This window comes from Chrysiogenes arsenatis DSM 11915 (assembly GCF_000469585.1).
In the GTDB taxonomy this organism is placed as follows: Bacteria; Chrysiogenota; Chrysiogenetes; order Chrysiogenales; family Chrysiogenaceae; genus Chrysiogenes; species Chrysiogenes arsenatis.
In genome coordinates this window covers 65712-84766 of the sequence record NZ_AWNK01000009.1, presented here as the reverse complement: position 1 = coordinate 84766, position 19055 = coordinate 65712, and the positions used below count along the sequence as shown (strand labels likewise).

At 50.6% G+C, this 19055-nt stretch carries 14 protein-coding genes and 1 tRNA gene; 8 read left to right on the top strand and 7 right to left on the bottom strand.

The genetic code is table 11. The features are described from left to right. Nucleotides 1-45: 45 nt before the first annotated feature. Together P304_RS14695 and ilvC are read right to left on the bottom strand one after the other, a co-directional pair. The gene (locus P304_RS14695; protein WP_051321528.1) at nt 46-1920 is read right to left on the bottom strand and encodes a putative bifunctional diguanylate cyclase/phosphodiesterase; all 1875 of its coding nucleotides are present in this window, start codon (nt 1918-1920) and stop codon (nt 46-48) included. A 192-nt stretch (nt 1921-2112) separates the two neighbouring features. Further along, entirely contained in the window at nt 2113-3135 is a 1023-nt protein-coding gene (gene ilvC, locus P304_RS0108065) for a ketol-acid reductoisomerase (protein WP_027390128.1), read from the bottom strand. A 188-nt stretch (nt 3136-3323) separates the two neighbouring features. Between ilvC and murI the strand changes: the two genes are divergently transcribed. Genes murI through recC form a run of 6 tightly spaced genes read left to right on the top strand, consistent with a single transcriptional unit; the run spans nt 3324 to nt 10328 of the window. After that, nucleotides 3324-4091 (top strand): glutamate racemase, encoded by a 768-nt coding sequence (murI, locus tag P304_RS0108060; protein WP_027390127.1) that lies wholly within the window; start codon nt 3324-3326, stop codon nt 4089-4091. 19 nt (nt 4092-4110) lie between these two features. After that, nucleotides 4111-4872 carry a HesA/MoeB/ThiF family protein gene (locus P304_RS0108055; RefSeq protein ID WP_034764781.1) on the top strand — a complete coding sequence of 254 codons (762 nt, stop codon included), beginning with the start codon at nt 4111-4113 and terminating at the stop codon, nt 4870-4872. A gap of 1 nt (nt 4873) precedes the next feature. Continuing rightward, complete coding sequence (hypE, locus tag P304_RS0108050; protein ID WP_027390125.1) at nt 4874-5872, top strand: hydrogenase expression/formation protein HypE; 999 nt, start codon at nt 4874-4876, stop codon at nt 5870-5872. 57 nt (nt 5873-5929) lie between these two features. Continuing rightward, nucleotides 5930-6700 (top strand): Fic family protein, encoded by a 771-nt coding sequence (locus tag P304_RS0108045; RefSeq protein WP_027390124.1) that lies wholly within the window; start codon nt 5930-5932, stop codon nt 6698-6700. A gap of 14 nt (nt 6701-6714) precedes the next feature. After that, entirely contained in the window at nt 6715-7062 is a 348-nt protein-coding gene (gene hypA, locus P304_RS0108040; protein WP_027390123.1) for a hydrogenase maturation nickel metallochaperone HypA, read from the top strand. Next, complete coding sequence (recC, locus tag P304_RS0108035) at nt 7056-10328, top strand: exodeoxyribonuclease V subunit gamma (protein WP_027390122.1); 3273 nt, start codon at nt 7056-7058, stop codon at nt 10326-10328. Before hypA ends, recC begins: the two co-directional genes overlap by 7 nt. Here the strand turns inward: recC and rlmN are convergent. The 4 genes from rlmN to P304_RS0108015 all read right to left on the bottom strand — a co-directional run bounded on the left by rlmN (nt 10325) and on the right by P304_RS0108015 (nt 14906). Continuing rightward, complete coding sequence (gene rlmN / locus P304_RS0108030) at nt 10325-11386, bottom strand: dual-specificity RNA methyltransferase RlmN (protein WP_034764777.1); 1062 nt, start codon at nt 11384-11386, stop codon at nt 10325-10327. The genes recC and rlmN overlap by 4 nt on opposite strands. Nucleotides 11387-11388: 2 nt before the next feature. Then, the gene (locus P304_RS14690; protein WP_034764804.1) at nt 11389-12936 is read right to left on the bottom strand and encodes a peptide-binding protein; all 1548 of its coding nucleotides are present in this window, start codon (nt 12934-12936) and stop codon (nt 11389-11391) included. Between the two features lie 123 nt (nt 12937-13059). Beyond that, nucleotides 13060-13656 carry a nicotinate-nucleotide adenylyltransferase gene (gene nadD / locus P304_RS0108020; RefSeq protein WP_034764774.1) on the bottom strand — a complete coding sequence of 199 codons (597 nt, stop codon included), beginning with the start codon at nt 13654-13656 and terminating at the stop codon, nt 13060-13062. After that, nucleotides 13653-14906, bottom strand: a complete 1254-nt coding sequence (locus P304_RS0108015; protein WP_027390120.1) for a glutamate-5-semialdehyde dehydrogenase — start codon at nt 14904-14906, stop codon at nt 13653-13655. The genes nadD and P304_RS0108015 overlap by 4 nt, the downstream gene beginning before the upstream one ends. A 182-nt stretch (nt 14907-15088) precedes the next feature. On the opposite strand from P304_RS0108015, the gene P304_RS0108010 reads away from it, so the two are divergent. Further along, nucleotides 15089-15164: transfer RNA gene (locus P304_RS0108010), tRNA-Arg, on the top strand. Nucleotides 15165-15177: 13 nt separating this feature from the next. On the opposite strand, the gene P304_RS14685 is transcribed toward P304_RS0108010, so the two are convergent. Further along, nucleotides 15178-17346: a bacteriohemerythrin gene (locus tag P304_RS14685; protein ID WP_051321527.1), complete on the bottom strand. Its 2169-nt coding sequence runs from the start codon at nt 17344-17346 to the stop codon at nt 15178-15180. Nucleotides 17347-17581: 235 nt separating this feature from the next. On the opposite strand from P304_RS14685, the gene gltX reads away from it, so the two are divergent. Further along, nucleotides 17582-19048 carry a glutamate--tRNA ligase gene (gltX, locus tag P304_RS0108000; protein WP_027390119.1) on the top strand — a complete coding sequence of 489 codons (1467 nt, stop codon included), beginning with the start codon at nt 17582-17584 and terminating at the stop codon, nt 19046-19048. Nucleotides 19049-19055 lie beyond the last annotated feature (7 nt).

The following is a 19055-nucleotide window of genomic DNA, read 5'->3' as shown; positions in this document are numbered from 1 at the left end:
CAGGTGTAAAATATTCAATTAGGTAACGAATTGCTGAAAAGTGAATTATTTGCTGTTTTTCAGGAGGGTAGTGAATTCATCGGCGGGGATTGGCTTGCTGAAAAGAAACCCTTGGTAGCTATCGCATTCGCATCCGACAAGGAAATACAACTGATCAAAGTGTTCGACCCCTTCGGCGACCGCTTGCAATCCAAGATTTTTCGCAATACCGATAATGCTGGCAACTATCGAAGCACCACTGGAGTCGGTCGTCACGTCATTGATAAAAGACTTATCAATTTTCAATGCATCAACGGGGAGTTTGCGCAAATAATTAAAGCTGGAGTACCCTGTGCCGAAGTCATCAAGACTGAGTCGTATACCAAGTTGTTTCAGTTCTCGCATCGTGTGACAAGCTTTTTCAGGCTCATCCATAATGACACTTTCGGTGATTTCCAGTTCAAGCCGGCAAGGATCTATACCAGAACGACGAATCCCTTCTTTCATGATGTTCAGCAAGTTGCCCTGGCGAAACTGCCGTGGGGAAATATTGATGGCGATATCAATAGGCGGCAGCCCCTGTTGTTGCCAGAGCTGGCCTTGCCGCATCGCTTCGTTGATTACCCAAGATCCAAGCGGCACAATTAATCCGGTTTCCTCTGCCAAGGGAATGAACTCCAAAGGAGATATCAAACCACGCTTCGAGTGCTCCCAACGGAGCAAGGCTTCACATCCAATTATTTTACCACTTTTGATGTCGACTTTTGGTTGATAGTACAGTCTGAATTCTTCACGCTGAAGTGCGTGCCGTATCCCATTTTCCAATTCGAGTGTTTCAAAAATCCGCTGATTCATTTCTGGCGAGTAAAACGTCAGCATATTTCCGCCAAGTTTTTTGGAACGTGCCATTGCCAGGTCAGCGTTGCGCAAGAGTTGTTCCGGCTCGCGGGAATCATTGGGAAATATAGCAACACCAGTACTGGCGCTGACGGTTACTTCATGAGAATCGGTAGGAAACGGTTGCTCAAAAAACGTATTAATTTTTCCTGCGACATGAAGCACTTGGTCAATATCGTGTACATCGGAAAGAACAACCACAAACTTGTCACCACCCATACAAGCCAGTGTATCGGCCTGGCGGAATTGTTTGCGCAGACGACTCGCAATTGCGCACAGGAGTTGATCGCCACAACTGTGCCCCAGACTATCATTCACTACTTTAAGACGGTCAATATCCATCACAAAAATGGCTACCATTTGTGATGCACGATGTGCAAGGTGGATACAATGATCTAAACGATCAAGCAAGAGCGTGCGGTTCGCCAACCCAGTTAGCTCATCGTGAGTAGCAAGGTGTTGCAACTGCAATTCGTAGCGCTTGCGCAGCGTAATATCGCGCAGAGTAAATTGAAGCAGGTAACGGTTGCCGGCCTGAAACGTCATCAATTGAACTTCGCCATCCCACAGCTCACCATCTGGCCGCTGGTGACGCCACTCGTAGATCACTTCTCCATGAAGAAATGCCTGCTGAATGTAGGCATGCATCTTTTCTTGCGAGCTGGTGCCGTCATACTGAAACGGGGCGGAAATATCGATGAGTGTTTTGTGTAACGTATCTGCGACAGATGGCAAACGGAAAATTTTTGCCGCGGCACGATTACAGTCAATGAATCTCAGTGTTTCATAATCCATGACAATTATCGGAATCAAAGAGCTTTCAAACACCCGTATGCGACATGCTTCACTCGCTTCTAGTGCGCGTTGCGTTTGTTCGTGTTCCTGTAACTTGCTGCGCAATGCGGCATTCGCTTGTTCCAATTCGCAGATTCGTTGTTGTAGCTCATGGGAATACAGTTTCCGAATTGAGTAATCGTTCAGCCCGAGTAGAGTATCACGCGACACAGTCATCGCAGATTCATGCTTATTCGGCAATGATGACATGGCACATCCCGATTTGTGACGGTAAATCTCAGAGAAGTCACTTTAAGCGAGAATAATGCGGAAGAAAAGGATTATTTTTTTCATATTCACGCTCGCGTTCATTCGTTTTGAGATGAGTATTCATTCTTTGCATTATCACGAAAACAGCCCCTTGCTTGGTGCAAGGGGCTGTGAATTGGGTAGTCTGAAAACTTAGTTTTTCCCTTTGTCGATGATTTTGCTTTTACCAATCCAAGGCATCATCGCGCGCAGACGCGAACCAACTTGCTCGATTTGCGAATCAGCCAAGTTGCGGCGTTCTGCATGCATCCGTGGGTAACCAGCGCGACGCTCAAGGATGAAGTCTTTGGCAAAACGGCCATCTTGAATTTCGGTCAAGATTTCCTTCATTGCCTTTTTGCTCTCTTCGGTAACAACCCGCTTGCCAGAAACCATGTCGCCATATTCAGCGGTGTTTGAGATGGAGTAGCGCATGTCGGCAATGCCACCTTGATACATCAAATCAACGATCAGCTTAAGTTCGTGGAGGCACTCAAAATAGGCCATTTCTTCTGGATAGCCCGCTTCGACCAGCGTTTCAAATCCAGCACGTACCAAAGAAACCGCGCCACCACAAAGAACAGCTTGTTCGCCGAAGAGGTCAGTTTCTGTTTCATCTTTGAATGATGTTTCGATGATGCCACTGCGACCGCCACCAACCGCACTGGCGTAAGAAAGCGCCAGTGATTTTGCTTTGCCGGTATCATCCTGCTCGATCGCGATTAAGCAAGGAACGCCGCCGCCGCCAACAAATTCGCTACGAACCGTGTGGCCTGGGCCTTTCGGCGCGATCATAATAGTGTCAACGCCTTTCGGCGCAGCGATTTGCCCATAGTGGACGTTAAATCCATGAGCGAAAGCAATAGCCGCGCCAGCTTTAAGATTCGGCTTGATGGACTGATCGTACACGTCAGCTTGAAGCTCGTCAGGCAGCAGGATCATAACAAGGTCAGCTTGTTTGGTCGCTTCATCAACAGTCATAACCTTGAAGCCCTTGGCTTCCGCTTTTTCCCAAGAATTGCCACGACGAACCAAACCAATGGTAACATCAACACCGGAATCGCGCATGTTTTCCGCGTGGGCATGTCCCTGAGAACCGAAACCGACAACGGTCACTTTCTTGGAACGGATAATGGAAAGGTCGCAGTCGGCATCGTAATAGACGGTCATTGCCATGAGATATCTCCTTCATGTAATAGAATTGCAGGGTAAAAAACAGGGTGTGTTATACGGTGTGAACCATTTTCTGGCAAGGGGAAAAGGATTGGAGTTCCGCATTTGTGTACTCTTATGGTAGTGTTGTCGCGCTGCATAAAGCGATTTTGTAACTCTCCATCTTTTTTCACGATAAAGGATACCTACCCGTGCGTACTATCGCCATTTTCGACTCCGGAGTCGGCGGCCTGACCGTCATGCGTGCTATTAAAGATACGTTACCCCATTGCAATCTCGTCTATTTAGGCGACACCGCCCGCGTGCCGTATGGGACGAAATCGAAAGAGACTATCCTGCGCTATTCGCTGCAAGTCAGTCAGTTCCTCTACGCCCAAGGGGTTGATTTGCTGGTCATCGCGTGTAATACCGCTACGGCCTACGGTTTACACGAAGTGCGTGCGCGCTACCCGATTCCGGTAATAGGCGTCATCGAACCGGGTATTGATGCTACTCTGCAAACGACCACCGGTGGAAAAATCGGCGTTATCGGCACCAGCGCCACGATTGCCAGTGGACTCTACAAACGGGGCATTCAGGAGCGACTGCCAGCGGCGCACGTTACAGAAATCGCCACACCATTGCTAGTGCCGCTCGTCGAAGAAAACTGGACGGGTACCGAAGTGACCCGTTTGACATTAGAGCGTTACCTGAGTGGCTTTCCGGTGATCGACACGTTGGTGCTTGGTTGCACTCATTACCCTTTGCTAAAAAACGATATAGCAGCCGTATTGCCGAATGTGGCACTTGTGGATTCCGCACTCGCCACGGCACGAGTGGTAGCTGGCCTCGCGGGTCAATGTTCAGAACAGCAGCCACGTTCCACGTTTTATATGACGGATACTTCTAGCCGCTTTCGTGAAATTGCAACTCTCTTTTTTGGCGAAGAAATCGCCAGTATAGAACACATTGATCTTTGAAAACCCAAGGAGGATGCCTATGACCGCCTATCATGTTACGAAAGAAGATCACCGTTATCTGCGCCACTATATGCTCGAAGAACTTGGCATTGAAGGGCAGCAAAAACTGGCCGACGGACGGGTACTGGTGGTCGGCGTTGGCGGCCTTGGCTCGCCGGTGCTCTACTACCTTGTCGCTGCTGGCGTTGGCCATATCACGATTGCCGATGGCGATATCGTCGAAATTTCCAATCTGCAACGGCAGATTCTCCATTTTACGGCCGATCTTGGCATTCCCAAAGTCTACTCTGGCCTTGCGAAGCTCAAAGCATTGAATCCGGCAGTGCAGATCGAGGCGCAGCAAACTATCGTCAATGCCGAAAACTTTCATGCGCTCGCTGCCTCGTGCGATGTTGTGGTGGATGCGACCGATAACTTTGTCGCCAAATTCCTTTTGAACGATCTGTGTGTGGCGGCGGGAAAACCGCTGATTCATGCTGGTATCAAGGAGTTTACCGGACAGATGATGACTATCCTTCCCGGCAAAAGCGCTTGCTACCGCTGCCTGTTTCCGGATGAGCCAATCGCCGGAACCCCTGAAGCGAACGCTCGCGCCGGTGTACTCGGCGCAGTGGCCGGTACCATCGGCACCTTGCAGGCGACAGAAGTAATCAAGCTGTTGGCGGGGTTCGGCGAACCGATGATCAATACCCTGCTGCGCTACGATGCCCGCCTGCTCCATTTTCACAAAGTAAAAGTTGCTCGTCGCGCGACGTGCCCCGCTTGTGGTGAGAAAGGGTAGCATGAGCCACGTAACCCTTGCCCACGGCAGTGGTGGCGAAGCAATGAGCTGCCTGATTCACGAACTTTTTTACGAAGCGTTTGACAACCCCGTGCTGCGGCAGGCGGACGATGCGGCGGTTTTTGATCTCCCGTCCCCGCTCGCCATGACCACCGACAGCTTTGTTGTCTCGCCGCTCTTTTTTCCTGGCGGCAACATCGGCACTTTGGCGGCCTGTGGCACGGTGAACGATTTAGCGATGATGGGGGCAGAACCAAAATATCTGAGCTGCGGCTTTATCCTCGAAGAAGGATTTTCCCTGACTGAGCTGCGCACCATTGTGGAGAGCATGGCGCACGAGCTGCGTGCCATTGGAGCACGGATTATAACGGGCGATACCAAAGTCGTGCCGCGCGGTCATGGCGGTGGTGTGTATATCAACACGACCGGCCTTGGGAGCGTGCGCTATGCTGGACTTGGCACAGCAACCTTACGTGCCGGCGATGCGCTGATTATATCTGGCCCGATTGGTGACCACGGCGCCACCATATATACGTGCCGCGAAGAAATTGCCATGCAAAGCGCGCTGCGCAGCGATTGCGCCACCCTGTGGCCAGTTGTCGCGAAACTGATCGACGCCAAATTGCCCATCCGTGCGATGCGCGATGCCACGCGTGGCGGACTTGCTGCGGTACTCCACGAATGGGCGGCCGCGAGTAACCTTTCCGCCGCTATCGAGCCGCACACCATACCCGTGCGCCCCGAAGTGCAGGGATTATGTGAACTCCTTGGTTTTGAGCCGTGGCATCTGGCCAACGAAGGGACGTTTGTGTTGGCCGTTCCGGCCACTGAGGTTGACGCAGTTCTGCAAGTATTGCGCCAGCAAACGTGTTGCACGCAGGCCGCCTGCATTGGCACACTGCAACCGGAACACCCCGGAAAAGTGATTCTTAAAAGTGAGTGGGGGACAAAACGGCTGATGGAACCGCCTGGCGGCGAACTGCTGCCAAGGATATGCTGAAGCACATACGACCGAGGATGAATTTTTCTGCTTTCTACTGGCGAAAGGAATTTGATTATGCGAGATGATTCTGACTTCAAGCAGCTTGATCAGCTAAAATCACAGCTGGATGCGAAGCGTCCTTTGCCGCCTGCGGTACTCGCCAATTTACGCGAACATCTCATGCTGCAATGGACGTATCACAGTAATGCCATCGAAGGAAACACCCTGACGCTCAAAGAGACGAAAGTCGCTCTGGAAGGGATAACTATCGGTGGCAAAACACTGCGTGAGCACTTTGAGGTCGTTAACCACCGCGATGCTATCCTTATGGTGGAAGAATTGGTGAGCCATAAACAGCCTTTGAACGAATGGACTCTCAAATCCTTGCACCAGTTGGTACTGAAAAATATCGACAACGAAAATGCTGGTCAATACCGCAAAATCAATGTGCTGATTTCCGGCGCAACGCACCGTCCTCCCGATGCCATGCACGTTCCGCAGGCTATGGAGGACTTTCTGTCTTGGTCCAACCAGCAAGCAATGGTGCTTCACCCTGTAGAACGAGCCGCGCGAGTGCATGGCGAATTTGTGAAAATTCACCCCTTTACCGATGGCAACGGACGTACTGCTCGCTTATTGATGAACTTGGAGCTGATGAAAGCCGGATTTCCAGCCGCCTTGGTTCTGGTCGAACAACGGCTGGAGTATTACGAAGCCTTGGATAAAGCCCACTGCACAGGTGATTATAGCAACTTTATCGCTTTGGTCGCCTTATGCGTACAGCGGGGATTTGAACCATACTGGTGGGCGTTGGGATTGAAAAGCGAAGAGCAGCGCGAAAGATAGCTAAGGGTATTGCCATGCACGAATTTTCTTTAGTCAGCGCCTTACTTGATCAGTGTGAAGCTCAGGCCGCTGCGCATAACGCTACCAGTGTGACGCACGTAACGGTCAAGATTGGCATGATGAGTGCGGTAGAGCCGGAGTTATTCCGGCAGGCGTATGAAACGTTCCGTCTCGGTACGCTCTGTGCGGCAGCACCCCTAGAGCTGATTGTGCAGCCACTGGTACTGGAGTGCCACCAGTGTGGTGGCACCAGCACGGTCAATGAACGCGCCTATCACTGTCCCCAGTGCTTGAGTACACATATTACGGTTCTGGATGGCGAGGAGATGTACCTCATGTCGTTGGAGCTCGAAACGTGCTGACGCTGCATACTGGCAATTCGCTGACGCAACTCGCCGATGTTTTGGTCGCGCTGATGCGCACGGAGCCACTGGCTCCGCTTGTACCAGAGACGATTGTGGTGCAAAGCCGCGGGATGGATCGCTGGTTAGAGCTTCACATTGCCCAAACGCTTGGAGTGTGCGCGAACATTCGCTTTCCGTTTCCCGAAGCATGGTTGTGGGAACTCTACCGGAATAATCTGGGGGCGCTTTTTCCGAATGATCAATACGCTCGCGAACAGCTGCGGTGGGTGCTCTATGATTTGCTTGATGACGTGCTGGCGCTCCCTGAACTTGCGCCGTTGCGCGTGATGGCTGCTCAAGAGGATGCGCAAACCCGTTTTGAGCTTTGTGATCAAATTGCTGACACGTTTGACCGCTATCAACTCTATCGTCCCGAGTGGCTTCTGGCGTGGGAAAAAGGGGAAAATCCGGTTGACCATCCGCACGCTCCGTGGCAGCAAGTGCTGTGGCGTGCGCTCCGGCAGCGCCTTGGCGGTGTCCATCGCGGCGAAGCGCATCAGGCCTTTCTACGACAGTTCGCTGCCGGAAAACCACTGTTGTGGACACCGCCTCGCTTGTTTGTTTTTGGGATTACCCTGCTTCCGCCTGCCCATTTGCAAACACTGGCACTGATTGGACATTCTTGCGACGTGCACCTCTTTGTGCTCAGCCCGTGCCAAGAGTATTGGGGAGATCATCCTGGGCGGCGCAACAACGAGGAATCCAATGACACGAACCGTTTATTGGCCTCTTTGGGTAAAGTCGGGCGCGACTTTCAGGAACTGCTCTTGGCGTTTGATGGTGCCATTCAGACCTATGAGTATTGGCAGAACCCTGAACCAAAGAGTCTTTTAGAATGGCTCCAGCACGATATGCTGCACCGTTTGGGGCGTGGTGTGTCCGTTTCCGACGAATCAACGGAAAAGGTTGCGGCGCAAACCATCGCTGCCGATGATCTCTCACTTCAACTTCATAGCGCACATACACCGCTCCGCGAAGTAGAAGTGCTCAAAGAACAGATACTTGATTTTCTGGAGCGCCATCCGTCGTGTGGACTGCACGATATTGTGGTGTTAGTGCCAAACCTTGAACGCTATGCGCCCTTGGTTGAAGCTGTGTTTCAGGTAACGAGCGATCAGGAAAACGCCCTCGCGTGTACGATTGCTGATCGTACCGAACATCGGCTGGAACACGAAGCTTTTGCCAAACTCTTGACGCTGGCTACCTCGTCGGTCACCCTTCCGGCTGTGCTTGAAGTGCTTGAGCTCCCGCCGATCACGGCCAACTATGGCCTTACGTCACACGCCATTGGTCGTTTACAAACGCTCCTTGTCAGCGCGGGTGCAGCGTGGGGGATTGATGCCAGCCACCGCGCACAACTCGGTTTTGCTGCAGAACCGCGCAATACGTTGCGTTGGGCGCTTTTCAATCTGCAACAGGCTGCTTTACACGCTGCTGCACCGGAGTTCAGTGAACCGGCGCTCTTTCCTGTCACGGTTGATGACAATGATGTGCTGGCCACGTTTGAACGCTTTCTTGACGATCTCGCCCACCTTGTTACAACCTCGCAACAGACCCTATCGCTTGGAGCATGGCGGCAAGCGCTGACACAGTGCGTCGCTGCGTTCTTGAGCGCAGCGGAAACGTGGGCGGAAGGGGTAGATTCACTCTTAGCGGCTATTGCTCAGATGGCGCTGCAAGGAGAAAAAGCCGCTTTTGCGACAGCAATACCTTTTGGTGCGATATGGCCAGCTTTGCAGCAAAAACTGCTGGCGACAGGGAGAGATGATCGGTTTATGGCCGGAAAAATTACGATTTGTTCCATGTTGCCAATGCGCTCGATTCCATTTGCCATGATCGCGGTACTTGGCATGAACGATGGCGAGTTTCCGCGTCAGCACCTGAGTTCAAGCTTTGATCTTGTCGCGCGCTTTCCGCAACGTGGCGACCGCAACCGGCTGGAGGATGATCGTTACTTATTTTTAGAAGCGATTCTGTGTGCCGGAAAACAATTGCATATCAGCTATGTCGGGCAAGATGCGCGGCGCGGTACGGTGCTGGCGCCTTCAGTGGTAGTACAGGAACTGCGCGATACGATCAATGCGGGATTTACGATTGATGGTTTAGCGGCTCGCGATGTTGCCAGCCATTGTACGCGGATTCATCCGCCACTTCCATTCAGTGCCACGCTTTTTGATGGACGCAACCCTGCGCTCTTTAGTTATACGCAGCAGCACTGGGAGATTGCACACCTGCTGCAACAGCGCAATGCCGGTGCTCCGGTAACGTTGCCCCCATTTCAGGAGCGTCTTGTGTTTACTCTGCCTGAATCATTGAATATCCACGAGCTGGTACAGTTTTTCGGCAATCCACTACGGCGCTATGTGGAATATCACCAGATAGCCGCTCCCAATGAAGCGCGCGAAATCCCTGACAGTGAGCCTTTTGATATCTCGCCACTGGATACGTGGTTTTTACGCACACTGGCGTTGCAATCCGCACTCGCGCACCATGACGCGGAAACCATACCGCGTATGTTATGTGCGACGGGGAAAGTACCGCACGGAACCTGGGGTGAACGCGATATCGAAGGTATTCACGCTGCGGTGCAGCCATTACAGGTAGCATGGGAAGCCCTCACTGCCAAGCACGCCGCCGAGGTTTGTGAGTTTTCCGTTTCGGTTGATGTCGTGGCTCACCACTGTACTGTGCATGGTGAATTAACGCTGTACGGTGGAACGCTGGTTTTCGTGAATCCGGGAAAATGTAATGGTAAGCGGCTCCTTGAAATGTGGATACCGCACTTGTTACGTTGTGCGTCGCAGACGTCAGCTTCGCCAGCGCTTGCGGCTTATCTTCTCTGTTTGAACGCCGAGGCCAATGCCGCTGAGATATGGATGGCACCACCGATTGGTGCGGCCAGTGCGTACGCTCTTTTGCGTCAACTGTTGGAATGCTACGTCGAAGGTCATACCGTGCCGCTTCCGTTACCGGTTCGCGCCACATGGGCTGGTGTCGAGGCGGCACAGAAAAAAGAGTGGCAATGGGATGACGCTATTTTCAACAAGATGGATGCGCTTTGGCAGGGCGATTCGTTTCGCGCCCAACCAGGGGAGGCGCAAGAATCACTCGCACGCATCGCATGGCGTGGTGTTGCGCCGTGGCAGAGCGAGCAAGATCGCTTTGTCGCGCTGGCTGAAAAAATCTATCGACCCATGCTGGAATGGGTCGAGCGCAAGGGTTAATCGCCTTTGGCTTTTTTTCCCGCCAGTTGGCCGCAAGCGGCATCAATGTCGCTGCCGCCACTTTTACGTATCATGGCGGTATAGTTTTTTTCGATAAGCACTTTTTGAAAAGCGAGCACCGATGCTTCGCTTGGTGCCTGAAATATCGCACCGGGATGGGGATTATAGGGGATTAAATTGATTTTACAGCGTATTGGAGCCAAGAGCTTTGCCAGCTTTTTGGCGTCGGCGCTGGAGTCATTCACGCCACCAATCAGGATATATTCAATCGTGATCCGTTTGCGCCCCTGCACTGGATAGCTCCGCAAGGCATCAAGCAACCCCTGTAAACCGCCTCCGGCACGATTGACCGGCATGATTTTGCTCCGTTGTTCGTCGGTCACGCCATGCAGGCTGATGGCAAGGTGGCACGGGACGTTTTCGTCGCCAAGTCGTTTGATTTTGTCCACTAATCCGCAGGTAGAAAGGGTTACGTGGCGATGGGAGTAGCCGAGCATGTCGGGATCGGTAATGATGCGGATAGCGCGCACGGTGTTATCGTAGTTGTCGAGCGGTTCGCCCATTCCCATAAAAACAAAATTGGTAATACGTTCTTCTGGCTCAAGTATATCCTGCACGGCAAAGACTTGAGCCAAAATTTCCGCAGCGCTCAGGTGGCGCGCAAACCCCATTCCTGCTGTGGCGCAAAAGGTGCACCCCATGCGGCAGCCAACTTGAGTTGAAAGACACTGGCTGAGTTTTTCGCGCACGGGGATAATGACGGTTTCAATCCGCGCGCCGTCTGGGAGTTCTAAGAGTATTTTGCGGGTGTTGTCGATGGCGGAACGCTGGATTTCGACAATGGTGTACTGCGGCAGGATGATGGTATCGCGCAATTCATCACGCAACGTTTTCGACATATTGCTGAAGTTGTCAATGTTGCGTTCGCCCTTTTGAAAGACCCAGCCGAGCAATTGATCGGCACGGAAGGCAGGATAGCCTTGCTCTTTAAACCATTGGCGCACTTCGTCAGGCAAAGCATTGCAAATTTCGAGTGGTGGTACGGATACGTTTGACATCGTTATGGTATCATCCGATTTTCGGGGCGCGCATACCAATGAATAAAGTTATGCGTAATCCCGGCTGGTGTTTCGTAAATGTTTTCAAAGCGCCGCGAAACCGCTGGGAGCGCCTGAGGAATGTACAGGAAGGTATACGGTTGTTCTTCGGCAAGTATCTGTTGGATTTCACCGTAGTAGTGCTTACGTTTTTCTTGGTCGAGGGTGGATCTTCCGAGCTCCAGTAATTCGTCAACACGCGGGTTAGCGTATGCGGTAAAGTTCAGGCTGTGTTGATTGTCGCCGGGCGAGTGCCATACAGAGTATATATCGGGATCAGGTAAGATATTCCACCCTAAGATGGTCGCATCAAATTTCCCTTTATTGATGAATTCGTTGATAAAAGAAGCCCACTCAATCACGCGAATGGTGACCGTAATACCAATTTCCTGAAGGCGGCGCTGGATGATTTCGGCACTTTTGCGGCGCGAATCGTTCCCCTGATTGGTGATTATCTCAAAGCGAAAAGGAACCCCATCTTTCTGCAAAACTCCATTGACCAGCTGATACCCGACTTCCGCAAACAACGCCAACGCTTGAGCCGGGTCGTAGGTATAGCGACGCACGTCAGGGTTATAGGCCCAACTATCAGGGCGGTAGGGGCCAGTTGCGGCAACGCCAAGTCCCATAAGCACGCCATCGATCAGTTCTTGTTGGTTGATGGCGTAACTTAATGCCTGTCGCACACGTTTATCCTGAAATAAGGGGTTACGCAAATTATACCCAAGATAGGTGTACCCTGAAGATGGGTAGCGATACTTGACATAATCCTTTCGGAAGGTGTCATTTTCGGTCTGGCGGCTAAATTGAACGGGTGTTAAATCCATCATATCGATACTGCGATTGCGCAGCTCCATAAACTGGGTGGTTGTGTCCGGTATCACTTTATAAATCAGTTCCGTGATATACGGTTTTTTTTCATAGTAGTTTTCAAAAGCAGCCAAGCGGAGAAATTGCCCTTTTTGCCATTCCACAAAACGATACGGGCCAGTACCGATAGGGTGGCGCATAAAGTCGCTCGTAGGGATGTCAACTCCTTCTAAAATATGGCGCGGGAGGATTGATTTTGACCATCCAATCAACGCACGGGCATAGACGTTTTTATAGCGAACTTGTACGGTATACTCATCAATAATTTCGACCGTATCGACCTGTTCAAAGTCCCGTTTATACGGGGAGGGGAAGTCGGGATTGATAATGGCGTTAAAGGTAAAAAGGACATCTCTTGCGCGAAACGGGGCGCCATCGTGAAAAGTGACTCCCTGCCGTAGGTGGAAGGTAATGGTCTTGCCTTCATCAGCAATATCCCAACGGTGTGCGAGATCACCTGTTTCGAGTAAGTTCTCATCATACTTCACTAAACCACTGAAAATATTGCTTCCAAACTGGTGCGAGGCACTATCAGAGTAGAGTTCTGGCAGTAAGCCAGAAGCTGACCCCAGCGAAGGGATGACAATGCGGTCGCCATAACGATCATGTTCGGCAACCTCGTTTTTCGTAGTTTTCGCCACCGTTGCGCTTGATGCGGCCGAGGGAGAAGGTTGTGATGAGCACCCTGCAAAGAAAAACGTGAACGGTATCAAAAGAAATAAAATTCTTGAAAACAAAGGAACCTCCGAATTGCCAATACGCATTTAATTTTTCAAGTATTGATACACGACTTCTGGGAGTAAATAGCGCACGGGTAGCTGATGTCGTAAGGCATGACGAATATAAGTGCTCGAAATTTCAAGCCCCGGCATTTCCATCAAAAAACACCGCTTATCGGTATCCGTTGGATCGCTGGAGATAGACTGCTGATACCACTCAGGGACACAATCCTGGATTTGCGAAAGAGTGACCGCGCCAGGACGACTGGCCACAATAAAGCGGATGGTATCCAGTATCGATTCGTACTCTTTCCAGCGCATAATGGTGGCAAAAATATCGGCGCCCGTAATAAAAAAGTAACGGTCGGGATCGTCGAGCTGGCGGAGGGTATCCATCGTGTAGGTTGATCCGGCACGCTGCATTTCGAGATCCCACACTTCAAAGGCGGGATTTGTTTGCGCGACCAATTGTAACATGGCGAAGCGATCTTGGGCGGGAAGCAAATCAACTTCCTTGTGGGCGGGTTGTCCTGACGGCAAAAAAACCACCTTTTCCAAACCAAAAGTATGGCGTGCATACTCGGCAAGGTAGAGGTGGCCGTGGTGTACTGGACTAAAAGAACCGCCAAGCAAGCCTATCATCGAATTTGGCCATTCCCATTGATAACGAATTTAGAGCTGGTTAGGTCGCGCACACCCATTGGGCCGCGACAGTGAAGTTTTTGGGTTGAAATACCGATTTCAGCACCCATGCCAAATTGACCGCCATCGGTAAAGCGCGTCGAGGCATTGACGTACACCGCTGCCGAATCGACCGCTTGTTGAAAGTGGCGTGCATTTTCATAATGGTCAGTAACAATTGCTTCGGAATGTTGTGAGCCATGTGTGTTGATGTGATCAATCGCTGCTTGTAGTGAAGGGACAACGCGCACACTGAGAATCAAATCCAAGTATTCGGTATCCCAATCGACGTCTTGAGCTGTGACCACCGCACTATTCTTAGAAAGCTCACGTGTAATTTCACACCCGCGTATTTCAACACCCTTCGCGATAAGATCGGCAATAAGCTCTGGCAAAATACGTGCCGCAATGTTTTGGTGCACCAAGAGCGTTTCCGCGGCGTTGCAGACACCAGGGCGCTGCACTTTAGCATTGAGTGTAATACTTTTCGCCATAGGGATTTGAGCGTGTTCGTCAATATAGATATGGCACAGACCCTTGTCGTGTTTGACGATCGGTATTTTTGAATGGTCAGTAACGAATTGAATGAGCCCTTCGCCGCCACGTGGCACCACCAAGTCAATGTGTTTATGGAGTTTCAGCAGTTCTTCAAGCAGTTCACGGCTTGAATCGTCGATAACGGTAATAGCATCAACTGGCAATTTCATTTCCGAGAGCGCCTGCTGTAGCACTTTGCCGATCGCATTGGCTGAATTGAGCGCCTCTTTGCCGCAACGCAGAATGCAGCTATTGCCAGATTTGATGCACAACCCAGCAGCATCGGACGTGACATTAGGGCGCGATTCATAGATGATCAGCACGGTTCCAATAGGAACACGCATTTTCGCCAGCTGTAAGCCGTTATCAAGTCGTTTGAATTCATACATTTCGCCGACAGGGTCATCAAGATCGGCGATTTCTCGGAGTGATTGCGCCATTTCTTCTATGCGTTCCGGACTTAGCAATAGGCGGTCAAGAAGCGCCTTCGAAAGTCCCGCTTTACGTCCCTCAGCCATATCAATAGCATTATGTTCTAAAATCAAATCGCTATGCGCCACCAGCTGCTCGGCCATACGATAGATTAGCTTGCGCTTTTTTGCCGCATCAAGTAATGCCAACGCTGTTTTTGCATTCCGCGCACGGGTCGCAAATTGTAGTGCTGCTTGTTGCATAGAACCTCCGGAAATATGAACATTACATCAAAATACAAACTGAACTGAAAGGCTGGAACTTAGCAGAATCACAATTGATCGTCAATTTCAGGCTACATCAAAGAATTTAATTTCAGCGAAATCTTATTTTTCCTAGACGTGGCGGTATGATTTGAGTATTATCCCGTCCCGTTGCAATATTGGCGCCCGTAGCTCAGGGGATAGAGCGTTGGTCTCCGGAACCAAAGGTCGTATGTTCGATTCATACCGGGCGCGCCATTTTTCTTTTCGACTATTTCACCCCTTTTGACCGTAACTCTTTCGCAAAAGCTTTGTCGGTGCGCATAATGTGCTGCACCAGCCAATCGCGCAAGAACCGTGAAAGTTCGGCTCCTACTGATTCGCCTTTTTCAAACCGCTGCTTATATTCAACTACTTTTGCGACCAATTTATCGTGTTGTGCCAGATGATTCGCACTATCACTGTAGTTGTGGCGTCCCATAAGCTGCTTTTCGGTGTCAAAGTGGTAGAGCGTGTATTTGACCAACTCTTCCAGTATCCCTTTAATTTTTTCTTTCCCGCTAGCACTGCCGGTGGCGGCATAGAACGCATTGCAGAGGTTGACCAACTCCTTATGCTGTTCATCGATAATATTCACGCCAACCGCTAACTGTGGTGACCATTCAAGGAGTGTCGCGCTTGGTGCGGCATTCAACTCCGCTACTGGACGCAGGTTTTCGCTGCCAGCAATCTTAAAGCACTGCACCACTTCTTCGAGTTCATTCGCTGATTTTTCCGCACGCGTGGCAATGTCTTCGGTCGTTTGGATGAGTGATTCAGCCTTATGCGTTACGTCGTTTGAGGCTTCTACCTGCGAAACAACTTCTTCAGTGAGATGCACCTGATCACTAACGAGCTTTGAAAGCTGCTCCATTTTATCGAGCGTATCGCGTGATGCTTGACGAATCGCGAGCAGGAGATCTGAAGTTTCATGAGAAATTTCTACGCCGCGCTGAATAATTGGGGTTACGGAATTGAGTCCGGCAACAGCGACAAGCGTTTCCTTTTGAACCTGCTCGATCATGCTCGATATTTCACCCGTAGCACCACCTGTTCTTTCGGCGAGCTTACGCACTTCATCGGCAACTACCGCAAATCCACGCCCTTGTTCGCCAGCCCGTGCCGCTTCAATTGCCGCATTCAGCGCGAGCAGGTTGGTTTGATCGGCAATATCACGGATAATACTCAGGATACTGCCAATTTTGTCGGATTGTTCAGCCAAATGTTGAACACTCTTGGCTGATTGCTCCACCGTCATTGCAATTTTTTGCATGCTGGCGGATGACTCCATAACCATTTTTTCACCATTAATGGTCAAGGTCTGCACCCCTTCAGCATGCTCCTGAGTAGAGGTTGCAAGATGCGCAACATTTTCGATATTTGTACTGATCTGTGCGACGGATTCACTGACCTGATCACTTGATTCGCGCTGAAGTTGAAACCCTACTCCCATTTCGGAAGCTTTCGCCGCCAGCATCGTCATATCTTTCGTCAACTCATGCGAACTACTGACAATCGTACTGATAATCTGGTGTAAATTCTGCCGCATATCTTCAAGTGCGGAAAGGAGATTTTCTTGGTCGGCACTCCGCTTACGTTGGGGCGTTTCGGTAACGAGATCGCCAGAAGATATCCGATTTGCCACAACTAAAGCCAGTTGTGGATCTCCGCCAAGTCGACCAAGCACCCACCGCCTGACATACAGCGCCATACCGGTGACAAGGAGCATCCCTGCAGCACCAATCGCAATAATCCACCGTGCAAGACTCCAGTACGTTTCACGCAAATCGTCGATGTAGACGCCCGAACCGATAATCCAACCCCATTCATCAAAGAGCTTTACATAGGAGAGCTTCGTGTAAAGCTCTTGGGTTACCCCACCGCCAACCTTTGGTTTTGGCCATTCATACGTTACAAATCCTTCCTTGTTGTATGTATTTACCGCATCAACAAAGGCTATAAAGAGGTTTTTGTTATCAAGTGGCGCTTTGGCTGATCCATCACGATTGCGCATCATGGTAGCTTTATTAAAATTCGTTGAATCCAGTGTTTTGCCGTCAAGTGCTGGCACCGTGGGATGCATAATCATCATGGGGAATGGACGGCCAAGATCGTTAATCCAGAGATATTCAACAACATCATAGCGCATTGATTTTATGATAGAAGCCGCTTGAGCTTGTGCGGCTTCACGGGAGAGCCCACCTTCTTTTTCCAGCTTGTGAAAGCGACTTACCACCGCGTATGAGGTCTCCACTACTGAGCGAAGCTGATTTTCTTTACTCTTTTCCATGACGTTTTCTAAGGCGGCAAGAACGAATAAACCAATAATTAAGAAAGCTCCAAATACCGTAATTGGAATCATAGTCAGCTTAAAGCCTAAGCTCGAACGCTTCTTGGTCATGCGAAACTCCTTCGTGTCTACTATAAGAACGTAAATGACTCATACGGTTAAGTAATGCGATTCAATGCATTTCTAGCAATATAATTCAGCGTTTGATTTTGATATTTTTTCACACGAATTGCAACTGATTTTCCCAAATTAAACAGAGCCTGTTGCTCTTCTGCCGTTTGCCAGATTTGCGCAGCTCATGTATACTCCGATATATGTATTATCGTTACACTAGTCAGGAGATACTATGGCCACACCAACCGTTCGCGTCCGCTTTGCTCCATCGCCCACCGGCTATCTCCATGTTGGCGGAGCCCGTACCGCGTTATTCAACTACCTTTTCGCCCGTTCGCAAGGGGGAAAATTCCTCCTGCGTATCGAAGATACTGATCAAACCCGCTTCCAAGAAGATTCGCTTCACGAAATATTCACCAGCCTGCGCTGGCTTGGTATAGAATGGGACGAAGGCCCTGAGGTTGGCGGCTCATGCGGGCCGTATGTTCAATCAGAAAGATTGCCCCTCTATCGTGACCATGCCCAACACCTTCTCGATAGTGGTGCTGCCTACCATTGTTTCTGTACGACGGAACGCCTGGAGCAATTACGCACGGAACGTGAGGCGGCGGGTATTCCGCAGACCGGATATGATCGTTTGTGTCGCCATCTGGCACCTGACGAAGTACAGCTTCGTCTTCATGCGGGGGAACGCTCGGTTGTCCGTTTGAAAGTTCCGGAAAGTGGCAACGTAACATTCGATGACGCCATTCGCGGAGCGATTACCACGGAAAACTCGCAAATTGATGACACCGTGCTGCTAAAAACCGATGGCTTCCCCACGTACCATCTTGCCAGCGTTGTCGATGATCACGCCATGCAGATTACGCATGTAATGCGCGGCGATGAATGGATTGCCAGTACGCCGCGTCACGTCTATCTCTATCGCGCCTTTGGCTGGGAACCGCCGATTTTTGCGCACCTTCCGGTTATCCTTTCGCCGACTGGTGGCAAGCTCTCGAAGCGTAAAGGGGCCGCATCCGTGATGGACTATCAGCAAGGTGGGTTTCTCCCTGAAGCACTGGTCAACTTTCTCACGTTACTCGGTTGGAATCCGGGGGATGATCGGGAAATTATATCACGCCATGAAACCGAAACACTCTTTAGTTTTGAGCGAATTAGCGCCAAACCGGCGGTGTTTGACGAAACCAAACTGGAATGGATGAACGGACAATACCTCGCACTGGCGAGTGCCGTATCGCTGTTGCCACTGGTTCAGCCACAATGGGAACAACAAAGCTGGTTTACGCAAACAAGCGAAGCGACAGATACTACTCGACTGTGCGCTATCATAGACCTCTTGAAAGTTCGCTCGCGTCGCGTGACGGAAATTGTTCCGCAAAGCGAGTTGTTCTTTATCGATCCACAAAACTATGACGAAAAAGCAGCGAAAAAACATTTTACCGCTGCGGCGCAGCCCGTTTTACAAACCCTGCTCACCTCTCTCGAAAAACTGACGGATCGCACACAAGCCGGATATCACGCTTGGCTTGAAAACTGTGCCACAACGTTAGAAATCGGAGCGGGTAAAATCAATCCGGTCGTTCGCCTTGCCCTTTCCGGAAGCTTGAGCGGCCCCGACCTCGTTGCCATTCTGGAACACCTTGCCTCAGATACCATACAAAAACGCCTTACTCGCGCGCTGAATACTCTTTCATAAAGGACGC

What these genes read in the sequence shown, in the direction of transcription:
- P304_RS14695 (WP_051321528.1), bottom strand. Translation starts at nt 1,920, where the DNA reads ATGTCATCATTGCCGAATAAGCATGAATCTGCGATGACTGTGTCGCGT.
- ilvC (WP_027390128.1), bottom strand. Translation starts at nt 3,135, where the DNA reads ATGGCAATGACCGTCTATTACGATGCCGACTGCGACCTTTCCATTATC.
- P304_RS0108055 (WP_034764781.1), top strand. Translation starts at nt 4,111, where the DNA reads ATGACCGCCTATCATGTTACGAAAGAAGATCACCGTTATCTGCGCCAC.
- hypE (WP_027390125.1), top strand. Translation starts at nt 4,874, where the DNA reads ATGAGCCACGTAACCCTTGCCCACGGCAGTGGTGGCGAAGCAATGAGC.
- P304_RS0108045 (WP_027390124.1), top strand. Translation starts at nt 5,930, where the DNA reads ATGCGAGATGATTCTGACTTCAAGCAGCTTGATCAGCTAAAATCACAG.
- hypA (WP_027390123.1), top strand. Translation starts at nt 6,715, where the DNA reads ATGCACGAATTTTCTTTAGTCAGCGCCTTACTTGATCAGTGTGAAGCT.
- rlmN (WP_034764777.1), bottom strand. Translation starts at nt 11,386, where the DNA reads ATGTCAAACGTATCCGTACCACCACTCGAAATTTGCAATGCTTTGCCT.
- nadD (WP_034764774.1), bottom strand. Translation starts at nt 13,656, where the DNA reads ATGATAGGCTTGCTTGGCGGTTCTTTTAGTCCAGTACACCACGGCCAC.
- P304_RS0108015 (WP_027390120.1), bottom strand. Translation starts at nt 14,906, where the DNA reads ATGCAACAAGCAGCACTACAATTTGCGACCCGTGCGCGGAATGCAAAA.
- P304_RS14685 (WP_051321527.1), bottom strand. Translation starts at nt 17,346, where the DNA reads ATGACCAAGAAGCGTTCGAGCTTAGGCTTTAAGCTGACTATGATTCCA.
- gltX (WP_027390119.1), top strand. Translation starts at nt 17,582, where the DNA reads ATGGCCACACCAACCGTTCGCGTCCGCTTTGCTCCATCGCCCACCGGC.